At 67.3% G+C, this 19,162-nt stretch carries 15 protein-coding genes; 3 read left to right on the forward strand and 12 right to left on the reverse strand.

Translation table 11 applies throughout. The features are described 5' to 3' along the window. Positions 1–26: 26 nt before the first annotated feature. Positions 27–644, reverse strand: a complete 618-nt coding sequence (locus RCH07_RS16420) for a GNAT family N-acetyltransferase (protein ID WP_326968555.1) — start codon at positions 642–644, stop codon at positions 27–29. Positions 645–649: 5 nt separating this feature from the next. Continuing rightward, positions 650–1,567 (reverse strand): UTP--glucose-1-phosphate uridylyltransferase GalU, encoded by a 918-nt coding sequence (gene galU / locus RCH07_RS16425; protein WP_326968556.1) that lies wholly within the window; start codon positions 1,565–1,567, stop codon positions 650–652. Between the two features lie 98 nt (positions 1,568–1,665). On the opposite strand from galU, the gene RCH07_RS16430 reads away from it, so the two are divergent. The 3 genes from RCH07_RS16430 to RCH07_RS16440 all read left to right on the forward strand — a co-directional run bounded on the left by RCH07_RS16430 (position 1,666) and on the right by RCH07_RS16440 (position 3,586). Then, the gene (locus tag RCH07_RS16430) at positions 1,666–2,331 is read left to right on the forward strand and encodes a 5-formyltetrahydrofolate cyclo-ligase (protein WP_326968557.1); all 666 of its coding nucleotides are present in this window, start codon (positions 1,666–1,668) and stop codon (positions 2,329–2,331) included. A 150-nt stretch (positions 2,332–2,481) separates the two neighbouring features. Then, on the forward strand, positions 2,482–2,763 hold the full coding sequence (locus RCH07_RS16435) for an FmdB family zinc ribbon protein (protein ID WP_326968558.1): 282 nt from the start codon (positions 2,482–2,484) through the stop codon (positions 2,761–2,763). A 223-nt stretch (positions 2,764–2,986) separates the two neighbouring features. Then, positions 2,987–3,586 carry an RcpC/CpaB family pilus assembly protein gene (locus tag RCH07_RS16440; protein WP_326968559.1) on the forward strand — a complete coding sequence of 200 codons (600 nt, stop codon included), beginning with the start codon at positions 2,987–2,989 and terminating at the stop codon, positions 3,584–3,586. Positions 3,587–3,618: 32 nt separating this feature from the next. Here RCH07_RS16440 and RCH07_RS16445 read toward each other — a convergent pair whose 3' ends face one another. The 10 genes from RCH07_RS16445 to RCH07_RS16490 all read right to left on the reverse strand — a co-directional run bounded on the left by RCH07_RS16445 (position 3,619) and on the right by RCH07_RS16490 (position 18,805). After that, on the reverse strand, positions 3,619–7,794 hold the full coding sequence (locus tag RCH07_RS16445; protein ID WP_326968560.1) for a DUF4011 domain-containing protein: 4,176 nt from the start codon (positions 7,792–7,794) through the stop codon (positions 3,619–3,621). Positions 7,795–8,058: 264 nt separating this feature from the next. Further along, positions 8,059–9,648, reverse strand: a complete 1,590-nt coding sequence (gene guaA, locus RCH07_RS16450) for a glutamine-hydrolyzing GMP synthase (RefSeq protein ID WP_326968561.1) — start codon at positions 9,646–9,648, stop codon at positions 8,059–8,061. A gap of 246 nt (positions 9,649–9,894) precedes the next feature. After that, positions 9,895–10,407 (reverse strand): DUF3817 domain-containing protein, encoded by a 513-nt coding sequence (locus tag RCH07_RS16455; protein WP_326968562.1) that lies wholly within the window; start codon positions 10,405–10,407, stop codon positions 9,895–9,897. Then, on the reverse strand, positions 10,404–11,276 hold the full coding sequence (locus RCH07_RS16460) for an SURF1 family protein (RefSeq protein WP_326968563.1): 873 nt from the start codon (positions 11,274–11,276) through the stop codon (positions 10,404–10,406). Before RCH07_RS16460 ends, RCH07_RS16455 begins: the two co-directional genes overlap by 4 nt. 59 nt (positions 11,277–11,335) lie before the next feature. Continuing rightward, positions 11,336–11,824, reverse strand: a complete 489-nt coding sequence (locus tag RCH07_RS16465; RefSeq protein WP_326968564.1) for a PTS sugar transporter subunit IIA — start codon at positions 11,822–11,824, stop codon at positions 11,336–11,338. Positions 11,825–11,893: 69 nt separating this feature from the next. After that, on the reverse strand, positions 11,894–13,645 hold the full coding sequence (locus RCH07_RS16470) for a glycerol-3-phosphate dehydrogenase/oxidase (protein WP_326968565.1): 1,752 nt from the start codon (positions 13,643–13,645) through the stop codon (positions 11,894–11,896). 74 nt (positions 13,646–13,719) lie between these two features. Next, positions 13,720–14,856, reverse strand: coding sequence for a GuaB3 family IMP dehydrogenase-related protein (locus tag RCH07_RS16475; protein WP_326968566.1), 1,137 nt, complete (start codon positions 14,854–14,856; stop codon positions 13,720–13,722). Positions 14,857–15,044: 188 nt separating this feature from the next. After that, positions 15,045–16,886, reverse strand: coding sequence for an ABC transporter ATP-binding protein (locus RCH07_RS16480; protein WP_326968567.1), 1,842 nt, complete (start codon positions 16,884–16,886; stop codon positions 15,045–15,047). 40 nt (positions 16,887–16,926) lie between these two features. Beyond that, positions 16,927–17,337 (reverse strand): hypothetical protein, encoded by a 411-nt coding sequence (locus tag RCH07_RS16485; protein WP_326968568.1) that lies wholly within the window; start codon positions 17,335–17,337, stop codon positions 16,927–16,929. Between the two features lie 115 nt (positions 17,338–17,452). Further along, the gene (locus RCH07_RS16490) at positions 17,453–18,805 is read right to left on the reverse strand and encodes a hypothetical protein (protein ID WP_326968569.1); all 1,353 of its coding nucleotides are present in this window, start codon (positions 18,803–18,805) and stop codon (positions 17,453–17,455) included. Positions 18,806–19,162 lie beyond the last annotated feature (357 nt).

Consider the following 19,162-nt stretch of genomic DNA (forward strand, 5'->3'; position numbering starts at 1 on the left):
GGGCGGCCCGGGTGCGGGCCGTGTAATCACTCCGGGCGGCCCCGGAGCCATCTGTCCAGCAGACCATCGGGGACTTCCTCGGACGTCAGTGCGAAGCTGCGGTGGTCGGCCCATGCCCCGTTGATGTGCAGGAAGCGCGGCCGGGAGCCCTCATCGCGGAAGCCTAGTTTCTCGACCACCCGGAGGCTGGGTCCGTTTTCGGGCCTGATGTTGATCTCCATCCGGTGCAACCCCAGGGTGCTGAAGCAATAGTCCGTCACCATGGCCACCGCGGTCGGGGCGATGCCGTGGCCCGCCCGGTCCCTATCGACCCAGTAGCCCAGCGTTGCCATCATTGCGGAGCCCCACACGATCGAGGACACCGTTAACTGGCCCACCAGCACCGGTTCCCGGAAACCCGGGGGCCGGGCCGTGATGACAAACGGCAGGGCGGTGGCCTGGGCCGCCTGCACCTTGAGGGACCTCACCATCTGCCGGTAGTCCGGCAGCCCGCCGCCGGGAGCGGGGTTCGACGCTTCCCAGGGTGCCAGCCACTCGCTGTTGCGGGTGCGGACCTCGGTCCATTCCTTGCGGTCGCGGTAGCGGATCGGCCGCAGGACGAGGTCACCGCTTTCCAGCGTGACCGGCCAGTTGAAGCCCGCCATGGGAATTACTTGGTGAGGCTCGGAGCGAGGCTAGAGGCGAAGCCGGGCAGCCATTCACGCAGGCCGGGGCCCAGGTCCTCGCTGTCGCAGGCAAGCTGGACGCAGGCCTTGAGGTAGCTGAGCTTGTCGCCGGTGTCGTAGCGGCGGCCGCGGAACACGACGCCGTAGACGCCGTAGCCTTCGCCGTCGCCGGAGGAGAGCTCCTGCAGGGCGTCGGTGAGCTGGATTTCACCGCCACGGCCGGGTTCGGTGCGTTCCAGTACTTCAAAGACCGCCGGGTGGAGGACGTAGCGGCCGATCACGGCAAGGTTGGACGGTGCGTCATCGACGTCGGGCTTCTCCACGAGGTGCTTGATCCGGACGTACTCTTCACCCCTGATCGCCTCGACGTCGGCACAGCCGTAGGCGCTGATCTGGGCGGGATCCACCTCAATCAGGGCGATGACGGATCCGCCGGTCTTGGCCTGGACTTCGATCATCGTGCTGAGCAGTTCGTCGCGGGCATCGATCAGGTCATCGCCGAGCAGGACTGCGAACGGCTCGTAGCCGACGTGCTGCTTGGCGCGGAGGACCGCGTGGCCCAGGCCCAGGGGATCGCCCTGGCGCACATAGTGGATGTCGCCGAGGTTGCTGGCAGCCTGGATCGACTCGAGCTTGGCGGTGTCCCCCTTGGCCTCAAGGGTGGCTTCAAGCGTGGGGACACGGTCGAAGTGGTCCTCGAGCGCGCGCTTGTTGCGTCCGGTGATCATCAGGATGTCGCTCAGGCCGACGTTGACTGCTTCCTCGACGACGTACTGGATGGCCGGCTTGTCGACGACGGGCAGCATTTCCTTGGGCATGGCCTTCGTCGCGGGAAGGAATCTGGTGCCGAGGCCCGCAGCGGGGATGACGGCCTTGCGGACGGGAGCGTTGGGTGTAGTCACTGGACTAATCTAACGGAGGGACCAAAACAATAGGTAATCATTCCAGCCGCCGGGGGGCACGCACTCCCGGCCTTCGCCAGATGGAGGTACGGGCCGTCATGGCGTCCAAGGAAGAGATCCGGTCCAGCCACCGCGCCCGGCGCGCCGCCCTGTCGGCAGCTGAGCTGGAGAGCGCAGGGGTTGGCCTCGCACGCCACGGCCTGGCCTGGGCCTCCACGGTTGTTGCCGCCGCAGCTGCCACGGTTGCTGCGACTGCTGCTACCGTGCCCGCCACCTTCGCCGCCTATCTGGGCGTGGGGTCCGAGCCGCCCACCCTCCCCCTGCTGACGGCGCTGCACGGCGCCGGGCACCGGGTGCTGCTGCCGGTCTGCGAGCCCGCGCTCGAACTGAGCTGGGTCTACTGGACGCCGTCGTCCGGGTTTGTCCGCAGCCGCTACGCCCCCATCCAGGAACCTGCCGGGGAACGCCACGGCACAGCGGTGATGGAAGACGTCGCCGGCATCTTCCTGCCGGCCACCGCAGTGGACCTCGCCGGCAACAGAATCGGGCAGGGCGGCGGCTACTACGACAAGTTCCTCGCGGCTCTGGATGCCGTCCTGCCAGCGCGGCCCGCACTGCCCGACGGCGGCGCGTTCCCGCCGCTGCCGACCGCAGCCGTCGTCTTCGCCGGCGAGGTGCTGCCCGCCGGGAGCATCCCGGCGGAGTACTTTGACCGCAAGGTAGCTGCCGCCCTGACACCGGCCGGGCTGATCCGGTTGCTGTAAACGCCCTCGGGAGACCCCGCCTCCCGGATGATAGAATTAGCACCCAGGCCCTGCGACTGCTAAGGGACGGAACCTGTCGACGGATATGTCGGCAATGATCCTGACCGGGCAGCACGGGACCTGCTCGTTTGTCTTAGAGGAGGATTTCCAGTGCCCACCTACGCATACGCCTGCAAGGACTGCAGCCACAACTTCGAGATCGTGCAGTCATTCACCGATGGCTCTCTCACGTCCTGCCCCGAATGCCAGGGGACCCTGCGCAAGAAGTTCAACAGCGTCGGCGTCGTCTTCAAGGGCTCCGGCTTCTACCGGACGGACTCCCGTCAGGCCAAGGGCAGCGCCGTCGCGCCCGCACCGGCAGCTACACCCGCAGCAACGCCCGCGGCTGCTTCTGCTTCTGCTTCTGCTTCTGCTTCTGCTTCCGCATCGTAGGTCGCGCCTCCGCGCGGTGGACGCCAACTTGTCCACATAGGCACTTGCACGCCTGCCGCTTGGCAGATCCGCTGCGTAGCGTGGCGGTATGTCCCCCGTTTCCCGCCGCCTGCACGGTCCACTCGCACACCCAGGGCAGACCAGCAGACCGCCAACTCTGCCTCAGCGTCTGCCGCAGCGCCGACGCCTGAGACGCTGGCTGAACCGCAACCGGCGTCTCGCCGTGGCCCTCCTGCTGTGCGTCGCCGCGGGCCTCACGGTGCAGCAGCTGACTCCCGAGCCTGCAGACACTGTGACCGCCTTCGCTGCGGCCAGGGACCTGCCGGCCGGCAAGACACTGGCCGTAGATGACCTCACGGTGCTGAACGTCCCCCGCGGCGTTGTGCCCGGCGGCAGCTTCAGCACCAGCGCCGAGCTACAGGGCAAGCAGCTGGCGGTTGCCTTTCGCAAAGGCCAACTGCTCACCGATGCGCAACTGCTGGGGCCCGGGCTGCTGGCCGGCAGCCCGGCAGGATCCGCCGCCGTGCCGCTCCGGATGGCGGATCCGGCGTCTATCCGGCTACTCTCCCCCGGGCAGCTTGTGAACGTGGTGATGACGAGCGGCAACGGCTTCGAACAACCGGCGGTGTCCCAGCTTCTGGCCGCGGCCGTGCCTGTGCTGTGGACCTCCGAGCACGGCGGGGAGGCTGGCCAATGGCTGGCCAGCGGAGAACCGGACGGCCTTCTGGTCGTGGCTGCCGGCCCTGATCAGGCGCAGCGGCTCGCCGGGTCCTCCACCCAGGGAAAGCTGTTCTTCGTCCTCGTCACTGCCGTTCCCGGGTAGGCCGTCCCGCCGGGACTTCCCCCGTGAGGTGATTAGCCCCAGTGCGGAGGCTTCTGCTCCTGGAGCCAGGAATCGTGGTCGTACCCGCTGGGCCGGTCGCCCCAGCGCCGGGGATCGTCTTCGGTGGCCTTGTTGGGCAGCACATCCTCGGGGACCGTGGCCTGGGCTGCCGGCTGGCGTGCCGATTCCACTGCATCCTTTCGGTCGCCGGCGTCCCGGCCTTGGGTGTCCCAACCTCGGGCGTCCCAACCTTGGGCGTCCCGGCCCTGGGTGTCCCGGCCCCTGGCGTCGCCGCTGGCAGCGTCGTTCCCACTATCGCGGTCTGCACTCATGCCGTCGGTCTCCTTGCTTCGGTGATCCGTTCCGCGTCCGTCCTCGATGTCCGGCCAGTCCGAGTGCGCTTGGAACCACTGGATCCGCTCCTGCGCGTCATTGCCGGCCAGGTTCTCGACGTCGTCGTCGAAGAATCCCGGCGAGGTCCGGTTCCTGCTGGACACTTCAGGCTTTTCCAGGCCCAGGTAGCCGCCGATCCGGTCGGCGCACGCGGAAGGATCGGTGAAAACCTCTATGGTCCATAGCGGCATATAGCGCCAGCCGAGCCGCTCCAGCAGCTGGGGCCGGAGCCTGCTCCGTTCCCGCACGGTCAGCCGCCGGTATTGCTCGGTGCCGTCGGACTCGATGGCCACCGGCCGGGGAACGTCGGCGTCGTCCTGGCCCATAGTGCTCAGCGGGTCGGCCGCCGCCACCATATTCAGGGCCCCGTCGTACTGGTGCCACACCCGTGCCCCGCGGGCACGGAGCCGGTCGCCCAGGTCCGCCACGAGCGGGTCCGCACCAAGCGCCTGCTCGCTGGCGGCGGCCCGCGAGGCAGGGCTGCCCAGATCGGAGTTGCCGGCGATTTCACGGTCCAGGAGCTCATAGAAGTCAACCGCGCCGTGGCTTAGCCTCGTGACGTCAAGGTCCTCTGGACGGAAGCAGCTGAGCACGTGCAGGGAGCGGCGTCCCCGGGTCATCGCGAGGGCGAACTTGGCGCGGCCGCCCTCTGCGGACAACGGGCCCAGGCTGTGCAGCGCGCGCCCGTGCGGGGTGCGGCCGTAGCCCGGGGAGAAGATCACATGGTCGCGGACCAGGCCCTGGGCACGTTCCAGGTCCACCACGCGGAAGGATTCGTCCCCCGCGGTGAAGAAGCTGGCCAGCAGCGGGTAGTTGGGCAGCTGTAGCCGGATCGACTCGCCGATCCGGGCGGCGTGGCGGAGGCTTCCGGTCACGACGGCGAGCGACGTCCGGGGCCGGAGCCTGGCGTGTTCGAAGACGAGCTCAACGGCCCGGTTCACCTCGGCCACTACGGACTCGACGCCGTCCTGGTCCGCGCTGGGCAGCCCGGTGCCGTCCGGCAGGTATTCCACCGTCAACGCCCGGTCCAGGCCGGTCGCGGACTGCCCCTCCGGAAGCCGGCGGAGCCCGCCGTCGTAAAAGGATCTGCTCAACTGCCGCACAAGGTCTTCGTCGACGGCGCGGTACACGGTGCGGAGGTTCCAGACGGGCAGTACGCGGGTGAGGGCCTTGTAGGCGCTCTCAACGCCCTGATGCGAGCTTTCCCCCGCGGCGAGCCGCTCCACGCCGACAGTAAAGGTCCGGGGGCTGGCGATCCGGTCGTCGCCGAAGGCAATGACCTGCTTCGCGCGGGCGATGGACGGCAGCACGGCCTGCAGGGAGGTCGCCTCCGCGTCGAGGATGACGACGGCGTCGAACCTCTGCTCCACCGGAAGCACGCCCGTCATCAGGTACGGGCTGACCGACCACACAGGCACCAGCATGGGCAGCAGCTCCGGGGCCTGTCCGGTCAGGGCAGCCAGGGTCACCCGGCCGTCCTTGAGCAGGCTCCGGAGCAGGTCAGCCTGGCGCGGGTTTTCCCCGATGGCGGCCCGCCAGCGTTCGGCGAGCTTCCATCGCAACCTTGCAGCACCGCTCGCGATGTGGGCGTTGTCCGCGAGGCGGTACTCCGCTTCGAGCTGGCGAAGGGCGTCGCCGTCGGACATGGCGAGGTAGTCATCGCCGCTGATCATGGCCTCCAGGGCCGACTGCCACCAGGCAAGTTCGAGTTCCGCCGCCACCGACTCGACAGGCACCTCGCGTTCCGCGAGGTCGGAAAGCAGCTCGCCGAGGCCGTGCTCGCGCATGTTTTCGACCAGGAGCGTCCGCTCCGGCAGGGTCTCGAGGGTGCCCGTGTCCGCCACCAGGCGTTCCAGGCGCTCCATCAGTTCCTCATACGGGGTGCCGTGGAGTTCCCCGCCGGCCGCGGTGTGCCGGACGGCCTGGCCCAGCTCCGCGAGTTCAGCTTCCAGCCCGCGGTAGAGGGCGATGATTTCCGCGAGGCCGGACGGGACGGCCGGGTGTCGCTGCGTCGTGGCGTACCCGGACCATGCGGCGCGCTGATCCTGCACCAGGACCAGGGAGCTGTGCAGATCGGCGATGTGCACACCGGGCCGGACGTACTCTTTTGCCACCCGGCGCAGGCGGGAGCGCTGCATGGAGGGCATCTCGATGTTCCGTTCGCGGCGCCAGGAAGAGGCGGCGGTCGCGGAGATGAGGTCGTGGACCGGGCGGTCAAAGATGTCCGGGGTAAATTTGTCGAGGCTTTCGCGGACGGCGACGAGGAGTTCGATCTGGTCGCCCCACTCGGAGAATGTCTCGCCGAGGCGGATCTCGGCGTGGTCCGCGACGCCGTCCATCCGCCCGCGCAATTCCGGCAGCCTTTCCGCAACGGACCGGGCAACCTGCTGGGCTTCCTGGGTTTCCTTGCGGGTCAGGAGCCGTGCGCCATGCCAGGGGCTCGTGGTCGAGGACCGGCTGAAACTGCCCAGCTCGGCGGCGCGGCGGAGCCGTCCGGCCAATTCCTCGCGGTCGCGGATGCTGTCCAGCACGCTGCGCTTGAGCCGGACGGTGGTGGCCGGGGCCTCCGGCTGGATGGAGGTCAGCGCGGCCAGCGACTGCATGGCCTCATACGGGGAGCAGCCCCAGCGCTGGCGGACATTATGGAGCGACGCTACGTGGTCCCTGAGGGCGTGACGGTGCTCGGTCAGGGTCGCATGAAGGTTGCCCAGCTGGGGCTCGAGGGACTTCTCGTTGCGCACGATGGCCCGCACAAGCTGGCCCTTGAGCTGCAGCGGGGCAGCGTTCCCGGTGAGCTGGAACAGGGCCGAGTCGAGTCCCAGCGTGTCCAGTTGGGCGGAGATTTCGCCCAGGCTGGCTCGTCTGTCCCCCACCACAAGCACGGTTTTGCCTTCATCGACGAGCGCGCCGATGGTGTTGAGGGCCGTCTGGGTCTGGCCGGTTCCCGGCGGGCTGCTGACCACAAGGGAGTCCCCCGCGCGGACGGCATCCACCACGTACTGCTGGTCCGTGTCGGCGTCGAGCAGCAGGAGTTCGTCCGCGGGGTCCCGCTCGTCGGTGCTCGGAAAGCGGCCGGGCTTGAGTTCAGGGACCGCCACGGATTCGCCCCCGGCGGCGCGTCCCAAGGCGGTCACGAGCGCGTTGTTCTCGTTGATCCACGGGTCATCCAGGTTGCCGGAAAGATCGGCGAAGGTGGAAACCAGGAGGTTGTATTCAACCTCGGCGCCGTGGATGGGCTGGATGAGGGTGCCCAGCCGGTCCAGGACCGGCTGCGGGTCGTACCGTGCGGTGCTGTACGCCATCCGGGTCACGGCGTTGACGTCGAAGACGATCCCGTGGATGGTCTTTAGGTGGCGGACCAGGGCCGGATTGATCCTGGCCTGTTCGGTGAGTTGCAGTTCGTAGTCGTCTTCGCCCGCGCGCATGGTGAGCGAGATCGCCGCCAGCATGACCGGAGCGGAGACCCGCTGCGGCTTGCCCCCCACGGCAGAGGTCCAGACAACCGTGCCCGCCGAGAAGTAGGCGGCATCAATGCCACGGTCGTTGGCGAGTTCGAAGATCTTGGACCGCAGGTTGCGGGAGGCTCCAGCCGCCACGATGTACTGCTGGCGGTCGCGGATCAGGGTGGACAGCCGGGTGCGGCGGCCTGCCAACAGCTGGGCCAGGCCGGACGGATGCGCGTGGGTCAGGTCGATGGAACCCTCAGGGGTCTTGGTGAAGCGCAGCATCGTGTCTGCTCCCGTGACGGGCTTCAGCCCGGACAGCCATTTCCGGAGCTCCTCGGAACCCTCGGGGTGGCCTTGACCAACTGACACTGCTGCCTTCTTTTCTGTGCTCGCGTGTTTTGTACTCGCGCGGGACGTCCTGGACCATACCGGCATGCTTTCGAGGGTAGCCCGAATCCGGCCCCGGTGAGAGTCCGCAACACTGGCGGGACCCAAATTGGGCCGAATTCACAGGATCCCGGCTCCGGCCCAAACCCGGTCCGGAGACTCCTGGCAGCCCGGACACGAAGCGGCCGGCCCCCAGCGGAGACCGGCCGTGTCACGGGCCCAGTTACCGGCCAGTTTACGCCGGCGCTATTCCCACTCGATGGTTCCCGGCGGCTTGCTGGTCACGTCCAGCACCACGCGGTTGACCCCGTCCACCTCGTTGGTGATGCGGTTCGAGATCCGGGCCAGCAGATCGTACGGCAGCCGTGACCAGTCCGCCGTCATGGCGTCCTCGGAGGACACAGGGCGCAGCACGATCGGGTGGCCATAGGTGCGCCCGTCGCCCATGACACCGACGCTGCGGACATCCGCCAGCAGCACCACCGGCATCTGCCAGACCTCGTTGTCCAGGCCGGCGGCGGTCAGTTCCGCGCGGGCGATGGCGTCCGCCTTGCGCAGCAGGTCCAGCCGCTCCTTGGTGACTTCGCCGACAATCCGGATGCCGAGGCCGGGGCCGGGAAACGGCTGGCGTCCCACGATTTCCTGCGGCAGGCCAAGCTGAGCGCCCACGGCACGGACCTCGTCCTTGAACAGTGCCCGCAGGGGTTCGACGAGTTCGAACTGCAGGTCTTCCGGCAGTCCGCCCACGTTGTGGTGACTCTTGATGTTTGCTGCACCTTCGCCGCCGCCGGATTCGACGACGTCCGGGTACAGGGTGCCCTGGACAAGGAACTTGATCTTCTCGCCGTGGGCCGCAGCCTCGGCGATGATGGCCAGCTCGGCTTCCTCAAAGGCACGGATGAATTCGCGGCCGATGATCTTGCGCTTGGTTTCCGGGTCGCTGACGCCGGCCAGCGCGGACTGGAAGCGCTCCTGCTCGTTGGCGACATAGAGCTTGACGCCGGTGGCGGCAACGAAGTCGCGTTCCACCTGTTCGGCTTCGCCCTCGCGCAGCAGCCCGTGATCCACGAACACGCAGGTCAGCTGGTCACCGACGGCGCGCTGGACCAGGGCGGCGGCGACGGCGGAGTCGACGCCGCCGGAGAGGCCGCAGATGACCCGGGCGTCACCGATCTGCCCACGGATCCGCTCGATCTGCTCGTCGAGGATGTTTCCCGCGGTCCAGTTCGGTTCCAGCTTGGCGCCCTTGAACAGGAAGTTTTCCAGGACCTGCTGGCCGAAGGCCGAGTGCTTCACCTCGGGGTGCCACTGCACGCCGTAAAGGCACTTTTCTTCGTTGGCGAAGGCTGCCACTTCGGCGCCGGCCGTCGTCGCGAGGACCTCGAAGCCATCGGGCGCCTCGTGGACAGAGTCGCCGTGGCTCATCCATGTGCTCTGGTGCTGGGGCATGCCCGCGAGGATGGAGCGGCCTTCGCCGATGATGGTGGTCTCGGTGGCGCCGTACTCGCGGAGTCCGGTCCGGGCCACCTTGCCGCCGAGGGCGTTGGCCATGGCCTGGAAGCCGTAGCAGATGCCGAGGACAGGGATGCCAGCCTCGAACAGCTCGGCGCCGACGCCTGGGGCGCCTTCGGCGTAGACGCTTGCGGGGCCGCCGGAAAGAATGATCGCGGCCGGGTTCTTCGCCAGCAACTGCTCGGTGCTGTAGGTATGCGGAACCACTTCCGAATACACATTGGCTTCCCGGACGCGGCGGGCGATCAGCTGCGCGTACTGGGCACCGTAGTCAACAACCAGCACGGGCCTGTGGGACGTCTGGGATGCAGTGGGAATAGTCACCGTCCCAGCCTACTTTGCGCCGCCGTCCGCCCGCACATCGGGAAGCCGGTCCGGCCCCGGAACCGGCCGCCGGGTAAGCGAACTCACACCGGAGCCTGGCCCGGAGGGGAACACCCCGCCGCGGAGGCAGATCAGGGCGAATCGGCCGCCGCTATTCGCCCTGATCTGCCTACGCTGTGCAAACCGCTGTGCAAACCGCTGTGCAAACGGGCGGACGACGGCGGGATGGGCCTTGAGCGGTGCCGTTCAGTAGCGCTTCGGCGCCTGCGGGTTCGCGGCCAGTTCCGCTTCCACCTCGGCGTGGAACTTCTTCTCCACGAAGAAGGACAGCAGCGGCACAACGCCGCCCAGCGCCAGGATGATGAGCTTGGCAAATGGCCAGCGCATGAGCGACCACAGCCGGAAGTTGGAGATGAGATACACGACGTACATCCAGCCGTGCACAATCAGGACCGCGACGGAGAGGTTCACGCCGCCGAGGACTCCGGCCGGCTCGGCGTCAGCGAATCCTAAGAAGTGGGGCTGCCCGGTGACGGCGTCCGTGCCGCCCGCGAACAGGTACTGGCCGAACGCGTACCGGGCGATGAGTTCCCCGCAGAGCAGAAGCAGCATGCTGCCCGTCAGGTACGCGAGTACCTTGTAGAACTTGAGGGCGGAGCGGATCTGGGCCTCGGTTCCGCCGAAGCGGCGCTTCTTGCCGCGCGCGCTTCCCGTTGCGTTGGATGGCTGCGGCTGGACTGCAGGCTGGGGCTCGATCATGGTTGGACTTTCGGGTCGGTGGGCTGAAGGTTCGGATGCGACTCGGTGGCGCCGCCGGTAGCCCGCGCGCCGGCGGCTTCCTGCTCTTCATCCAGTGCGTCCTCGCGTTCCCGGCGGTAGTCGTCCTTGACCAGCCGCCACCAGATGAACAGCGCAAATCCGGCGAAGACAACCCACTCGGCGGCGTAGAAGAGGTTCAACCAGTTGAACTGCTGGGGCGGCGGCTGGGTGCCGATGTTGAGGGGCTTGAGTTCTCCGCCGGACGCCGCGGCACCGACATCGCTGCCGCCGGCAACCTCGGAGCTCGCGGCGACAAAGCCGGGGTAGCTGCTGATTTCCCAGATGTTAATGATCTCGGCGACGGAGACGGAGCTGGCCCGCCCGGGGCCGGCATCCGTCTTTGCCAGCGGGGCCTCGGAGGGCAGCAGCCGGCCGGTCAGTTCGATGCTGCCCGACGGCGGCCGTACGGCGTCCGCCGGGTCGGCAACCCAGCCGCGGGCCACCGGGATCCAGGTCTGCGGCGAGGCTCCGGCCCCGGTCAGGACGGGCGCATCCTTGACGGCGAAGGCCGCCACAATCCAGTAGCCTTTGGCGCCGTTGTTCAGGCGGCCGGGAACCAGGACCTGCTTCTGCGGATCATAGCTGCCGGTGGCGGTGACCATCTGGTCCGCGACCGAACCGGGGAAGAAGTTCCCCGGCTGCAGCACTGTGGTCAGCGGTTTGCGTTCCTCGGTGGTGGTGGCGACGGGTGCCTCCGGCTGCGTCGAGCGGCCGAACTGCCATTGGCTCAGCAGCACAAACATCCCTGAAATCACGATCGCAAACACGAGGCCTGCGATCCAGCGGGGTTTGAGGGCAGTCTTCAGCACCCCTTAACCGTACTTCGTCCGCATGTAGAACAACGAAACGGTCCTGCCGGGCCGAGGTTTCAGTGATCGAAAAAGACGAGGCTGGAGTTGATGAGTTCCGCGATCACTTCGGGGTCGTAGGCCCGGCGGAGCGACTCGCGGAACGATTCCTTGGACAAGGACCGGGCCAGGGTAGCCAGCACTTCCAGGTGCTCCGAGAAGGAGCTGGCCGGCGTCGCGATCAGCAGGACCACCGTGGCCGGACCGTCGGCAGCGCCGAAGTCAAGGGCCTTGCCGTATTTGGTGATGCCGACGGCGATGGACGTGCGGGAGACGAATTCGCTGCGGGCGTGCGGCAGCCCGATTCCGCCCGGCAGCCCCGTGGCCAGCTGGTGTTCCCGGGCGTTGACGTGCCGGAGGAATCCCGAAAGATCGGAAATACGTCCGGCAGCGTGCATCCTCTCCGCTAGCTGGGCGGCAGCGTCCAGCTTGTCGGTGGCGTCCATCTCGAGGATCACCATTCCGGGCGTGGTGAGCTCGGCGTCATACCGGTCCAGTGGTTCCGCCAAGAGGTGTCCCTTCGAAGTGGCGTCGCTGCACCGACCGGCAGCCTGTTGGCTCACCGTCAGCGCGGCCCGTCAGCGCAACGGAACGATGTCCTCGATACCCAGTCGTGCGGCGTCGGCGGATTCGTCGTCCGGCTGCTCCTGGCTGAGCCGTTCGGCGTCGACCCGGGCCAGGTAATGCTTGATTTCGCCCTCGCGCTGCGCATCGCTCCAGCCGAGGACATCTCCCATCAGTTTAGCGACTACCGGCGCCGCGGACACACCACGGTCCCAGGCCTCAATGGATACGCGGGTCCGGCGGGTCAGCACGTCCTGCACGTGGCGGGCGCCCTCGTGGGAAGCTGCGTACACGGCCTCGGCGGCGAGGTAGTCGTCAGCACCGGGCAGCGGTTCGCCCAGTTCCGGGTTCTCGGTGATGAGAGCCAGCACCTCCGGGGTCATCGAACCGTAACGGTTGAGCAGGTGCTCGATCCGCGCCACATGGACGCCGGTCTCCTCGGCCATCCGGTTCCGTTTGTTCCACGCGGCTTTGAATCCGCTGGCGCCCAGCAGCGGAATGGATTCCGTGCAGCTCGGCGGAACGCGCTCGTCCATGCTGCGGGTCGCCTCGTCAACGGCGTCCTTGGCCATAACCCGGTAGGTGGTCCATTTGCCGCCGGCCACCACCACGAGGCCGGGGACCGGGTGAGCCACGATGTGTTCGCGCGACAGTTTGGCGGTGGAGTCGTTTTCGCCGGCCAGCAGTGGGCGGAGCCCGGCGTAGACCCCCTCGACGTCCTCGCGGGTGAGCGGGCGTTTCAGAACCTTGTTCACATGTTCAAGGATGTAGTCGATGTCTTTGCTGGACGCCGCCGGGTGGGCCTTATCCAGGTGCCAGTCGGTATCCGTGGTGCCGATTATCCAGTGCCGGCCCCAGGGGATGACGAAAAGAACGGACTTTTCGGTCCGCAGGATCAGCCCCACCGTCGATTGGAAGCGGTCCCGCGGCACCACGAGGTGGATGCCTTTGGAGGCGCGGACCTTGAGCTGGCCCCGGTCGGTCACCATAGCCTGGGTTTCGTCCGTCCAGACGCCCGTGGCGTTGATGACCTGCTTGGCCTTGATATTGAAGGTGGAGCCATCCTCATGGTTGACCACCCTGGCGCCGACCACGCGTTCGCCTTCCCGGAGGAAGGAGACCACCGACGTCTGGTTCACCGCGTGGGCGCCGTGGTAAGCCGCGGTGCGGACCAGGTTGGCGCAGTACTTGGCGTCGTCGACCTGTCCGTCGTAGTACCGGATGGAGCCGACGAAGGCGTCGTCTTTGAGGCTCGGCGCCGCCCGCAGCGTGCCCCGGCGGCTCAGGTGTTTGTGGAACGGCACGCCCCGGCGCTGGCCGCTGGAGATGGACATGGCGTCGTACAAGGCGATTCCGGCGCCGACGTAGGGCCGTTCAAAGAAGGGTTTGGTCAGCGGATACAGGAACGGCACCGGCCGGGCCAGGTGCGGGGCGAGCACCGAGAGGATCAGGCCGCGTTCGTGCAGCGCCTCTTTGACGAGCGCAAAATCAAGCATCTCCAGATAGCGCAGGCCGCCGTGGATCAGTTTCGAGGAGCGGGAGGAGGTGCCAGCAGCCCAGTCGTTCGCCTCGACGATGCCGACGCTCAGGCCGCGCGTGACGGCATCCAGGGCGGCGCCGGTGCCGACGATGCCGCCGCCGACAATGAGGATGTCCAGCTCCTTCCCCGGGCTGGTGGTGCCCCTGAGTACCGCGAGTGACGCTTCGCGTTCCGCAGGACCAAGAGCACCGCCTGCCTTGGGTGAACCGCCGGGATAACTGTTCATGTCACGCCTCCATCCGGATCAAAGCTCGTAGTGCACCACACTACTTCCAACTTCCCCGGATGGGCAGGGGGCGTCTAGTCGCCGCTGTACGGCGAGACGACAACGTCGACCCGCTGGAATTCCTTCAGGTCCGAATAGCCGGTAGTCGCCATCGAACGGCGCAGCGCACCGATCAGGTTGGACGTGCCGTTGGTGTGGTGGCCCGGCCCGAAGAGGACCTCCTTGAGCGGTCCCACAGTGCCCACATTGACCCTGTCGCCGCGGGGAAGTTCGAGGTGGTGCGCCTCCTGGCCCCAGTGCCAGCCTTTGCCCGGGGCCTCCGCAGCGCGGGCGAGGGCACTGCCCAGCATCACGGCGTCGGCGCCCATGGCTATGGCCTTGACGATGTCGCCGGAGGAGCCCATGCCGCCGTCGGCAATCACATGGACGTAGCGGCCGCCGGACTCATCCATGTAGTCGCGGCGGGCAGCGGCCACGTCGGAGATGGCGGAGGCCATGGGCGAGTGGATGCCGAGGGCACGGCGGGTGGTGCTTGTGGCGCCGCCACCGAAGCCGACCAGCACGCCGGCGGCGCCGGTGCGCATGAGGTGCAGCGCCGGGGTGTAGCCGGCGGCCCCGCCGACGATGACGGGGACGTCGAGTTCGTAGATGAACTGCTTGAGGTTCAGCGGCTCGTCGTCTTTGGAGACGTGTTCAGCGGAGACGGTGGTGCCGCGGATCACAAAGATATCGACGCCGGCGGCCACGACCGTCTTGTAGTGTTCCTGGGTCCGCTGCGGGGTGAGGGATCCGGCGACTGTGACGCCCGCGGCGCGGATCTCCGCGAGCCGCGAGGTGATCAGCTCGGGCTGGATCGGCGCCTGGTAGAGGTCCTGCATGCGCCGGGTGACGGCGGGGCTGTTGGTCTCGTCCTGCAGCGCACCGATCTGGTCCAGGACCGACTGCGGGTCCTCATACCGGGTCCAGAGGCCTTCGAGGTCAAGAACGCCGAGCCCGCCAAGGCGGCCCAGGGCGATGACGGTCTCCGGCGACATGGCCGAATCCATCGGCGCCGCGATGACCGGCATGTCGAACTTGTACGCGTCGATCTGCCAGGCTACGGATACGTCCTTGGGGTCACGCGTTCGTCGGTTGGGGACGATCGCAATGTCGTCCAGGGAGTAGGCACGACGCCCACGCTTGCCACGGCCAAGCTCAATCTCGTAAGTCACGTCCCCACTTTACTTGACCCGGCCAGCCGGGCCGCGCCGGCCGAGGCACGAGGAACGGGCGTGCCCTCCGCCCCCGGGGGACATGCCCATTCTTCGCACCCGGGAGTGGACATATGGGCATCATGTCCGGCCGACGCGGCAGGCGTGGGACATGCCCATTCTTCGCACCCGTCAGACACCTCGAGCGGTCAGACACCTTCGATGTCATCCACGGCGAGCTGGGACTCGAACATCCGGAAGTAGCGGCCTCGCAGCGCGACGAGTTCCTTGTGGGTGCCCTGCTCCACAAGCCTGCCGTCCTCGAGCATGTAGACGATGTCCGCCTTCTCGATCGTCGCGAGCCGGTGGCTGATCGCGATGATGGTGCTGCTGCGGTCGGCGAAGAGCCGGCTGAAGATGCGGTGCTCGGCGAGGGCATCGATGGCCGAGGTCGGCTCGTCCATCACCATGAACGAGGCGTTCCGGTAGAAGTTCCGGGCCATCGCCAGGCGCTGCCACTGTCCGCCGGACAGCCCGCTGCCCTTCCGCCCGCGCGGATCCTCCATCCAGTTGCTGACGTGGTTGTCCAGGCCGTTGGGCAGCTTGTTGATGAAAGACAGGGCCTCCGCGGCGCCGGCGGCGCGGCGGATCCGCTCATCGTCCCGCGGCGAGTCGACGTCGCCGAAGAAAATGTTTTCCGCCGCGGTGGCGAACTCGTACTTGAGGAACTCTTGGCTCAGCACAGCCAGATGGCGGTGCCAGGAGGTGACGTCGACGGCGGCGAGGTCGACGCCGTCGAGCATGACCTGCCCCGAATCCGGCCGGTAGAGTCCGGCCAGGATGCGGATCAGGGTGGACTTGCCGGCACCGTTCTCCCCCACGATGGCGATGTGCTGGCCCTCTCGGATGGTCAGCGAGATCCCTTTGATGACCTCCAGTTCGCTGCCGGTGTAGGTGAAGCGGATGTCCCGGAGCTCCACCGTCCCGGGCGACTCCAGCAGGGGCGGGGCATGGTCGGAGTGCACCGGCAGGGCCATAAACAGCTCGTAGTCCTTGAGGTTCGCGAGGTCCTCGTCGATGGAGCTGAGCGAGGACACGAGGCTGTTGGCGGTGGAGAGCGCACGGCTGACTATCTGTTGGACGTAGAGGAACTGGCCCACCGGCTGCGCGCGGGCGATGATCTGGCCCACCACCCAGATCAGCGACACAACCTCGGCCCCGTATTGCAGCGCATCGGCGGCGAGCTGCTTGGGGATATAGCGTTTCTGAAAATCCAGCCGGCGCTTCTCGTCGGCGTCCCGCAGCCGCGAGCGCAGTCCCATCAGGTAGCCGACGATCCCGTAGAGGCGCATCTCGGCTATGTGCTGGGGGCGCAGGAGGTTGGTTTCGATCATCCGCCGCTGGCGGCGGGAGTCAATCTGGGTGTTCCAGTGCGCAATCTGTTCGCGGGAGAGTTTGAACTGCAGGTAGACGCTCGGCACAATCGCAACGAGGACGATCAGGGCTATCCACCAGCTGACCAGCAGCAGCGCCCCGATCGCGAGGATCACCGAGGCCAGCTGAGTGAAGATGGCGGCGATCCGGTCCAGGACCCTGGCGTAGGAATCGGAGAAACGCTTGGCACGGTCGTACAGGTCGACCGTTTCCTTGTCGTCGTAGCGCCAGAATTCGAGGGCAAGGAACCGTTCGTACATGAGGTCGCCGACAATCGCGCCCACCTTGAAGCTCATGAGCTGCTGGATGTAGCGGTCCACGCTGCTGAAAGCCCCCCAGAAGAGGCCCAGCACTGCCGTGATGATGACGTAGATGATCGCCTGCCGGCCGGCCGCGGCGTCGCCGGAGTAGGCGGCCGCGAGCGCCGTCGTGGTCAGGGCAGCGAAGTACGTGGTGACCAGCGGCAGCAGCGCCGAAATCAGCGAGCCTGCCACTTTCATCACGACGGCGGCGGGCGAGGCCCTGAAGCTTACGCGCAGCACTTGCGCGACGGCCCGGGCGTAGGGCCTCAGCGCCAGCTTGCGCGTCGGTTCACGCGCGGGCACGAGTTCGGACATGCCACCAGCCTAGTTGCGGGCACTGACAAGCGAATGCCGGCTAGTACTTCTCCCCGTACTGGTATTCCGGGAAGTCGAAGCAGGCGCTGAAACTGCCGATCTGGAGGCTCTCCGGATCGTCCCAAAAGGACACCAGCAACTGGGTGCCGTCGTCGTGGAGGAGGTCCACCCGACGGTTACCGTCGTTGTCCGTGCCATCTGTCGCGGACCAGCCAGTCTGTCCGGAGAGTGAATCCCGAACCTCGTCCAGGAACGTCGTTCGGTCGAGGCCCGGCCGCAGCCCGACCTGGCCGGTGCCCACCCACTTCTTTTGCTCGCCCCGGCATGGCATCAGGCTCGAGGTGTCGTTTTCGAAAACCGAGACGACCACATCGGCCGGCACCATCCCGATGATCTCGTGTTGAACGGCCAGGAGCTTGGACTTGGCAGTTCCCAACGTTGCTGGTGACATCGTTTCCCTCTCTTGTGGACCTGTTCCTGTTTCTGTTCCGCAGCCGGCCAGGCCAAGGCCGAGGCTGATGGCCAAAGGCACGCACCCCATCCGGGCCAGGGGGGACAACCGGCCGCTACCGCGCATGAATCTCGCTTCGGACATCTTCCAGGGCGGGCGCATTGAACGGATCCGTCGTCGCGATGAGGCTGTGGTTATCGAAGCTGTAGGCTTCCTGCCAGTTCCAGCCTCCCGGCGGGGCATAGACATGCTTTTCAAAGGCGGACTCCTTCATGGGGTAGTTCTCTCCCACGACTCCACTGAGTTCCGCTGTCAGCAGGATGTCAGGATACGTGTAACTGGAGTACTGGGTGCCGGCGCTGGCCGTCCAGCCGGGAGGCATCGCGGCTCCCGACAAGGCAACGACCTTGTCGTAGTGGGCACCGGCGGCCTCGGACCCGGTGACGTTCCGCAGCCCCCAGCTGTGGCCGACGGCAACGGTCTGCGCTCCGGCCGGTTTCTCCAGCTCGACGGCGGCCTGGAAATCCCGGAGCGCGGGTGCCGTCGCAGCCACGAATTCGTTGCTTTTGGCTTCGTCGAAGAAGGCTTCCGCAAATGGCCCGTCGGGGAACTCGGTTCCTTTATAGACCAGGGCGACTGTGCCCTTTGCCGGGTCAGCGCCAACCAGCCATTGTGCAACGGACTGCGGGCCGCCGCCGTAGAACGACTGCTCGTTGGTTCGGGTTCCGGGTACGTAAGTGACCACGGTTGTGGTGCCGGCGTCGTAGTCGCCGATCATTTCCACAATCGCGCTGTGCTCCGGATCGTAGGCCACGAGTTTGATCTTCCCGTCGACGACCTTTTGCAGGTAAGCCGCACCCGCCTGCCGCGCCGCCCACGCGTCGTGCTCGTTCGCATACATCGCGGGATACCCGGCAGCGATGATCAACGGATTGAATGTGGGCTCCTGATCGGAGCTGCCGAGCCAGTCGATCCGGTGCCGGGCATTGAAGGCGTTGGCGCGGATACGGTCCTCGAACGGGATGCCGTTGGTGTTTCCGGCCAGGACCGGGTATCGGGCAATGTAGGCGGTCCGTTGCCCGGCAGCCAGCCCGTCCCACCAGGACCGGATCCGGGCGGGCGCCAGGCCCGCCAGAGCGGAGGGGTTCGGTGCGGCCATCGCCGTCGACAGTGGGCCCCCGGCAGTTCCGGCGCCGCCGGCTCGGCTGGCCTGCTCCTGCTCTTCCGCGTTGCGGACCAGTTCCTGGCCCGCTGCGTTCAGGAACGCGGCGGCCCGGCGCAGCGCCCGGCTGTGGCCGGACTGCCAGTCATGGCGGAACCTGTCGGCGTCGGGCCCCGGCCACGGCGCCTGCGCCACACCGGTGCCCAGGGTGCCCAGCTGTGAAAGCAGGATCCGGCCGGAAGAACCCATCTGGGCGCCCAGCCGCCTGAGCTGGGCAGTATCCGCCCCCTGAAATCCAACAGCCATGTGCCATCCCCCGTGCAGCCGGCGCCAATGGGCCGCGGGCCAGGAAATCCCGGGACCGCCGTTCACCCTCGACGCTACCGTGCGCAGAAACTAACGGGCCATGGGGAGAGGTCCCCATGGCCTGCGTGTCGCGGCGTCTGCCCTGGGGCCGCGCCCGCCGGGTTCCCTGGCCGTGGAGCCGCTCCGGCGAGGGCCCCGACCCGAGCTTGCGAGGGCCGGGCCGGTGCGGACTTGCGAGGTTAGGGAGCGGGTGGGGACTAGCCTGAAGTTACGCAGGTTAAGACAGGAAGATCCCCGGGTTTCCGGGGATCTTCCTGTCTTTGGGTCTGGGTTGTCTGGCTACTTTCTGTGGTTGGC

This window comes from Arthrobacter sp. CG_A4 (genome assembly GCF_035985125.1).
Classification (GTDB): Bacteria; Actinomycetota; Actinomycetes; order Actinomycetales; family Micrococcaceae; genus Arthrobacter.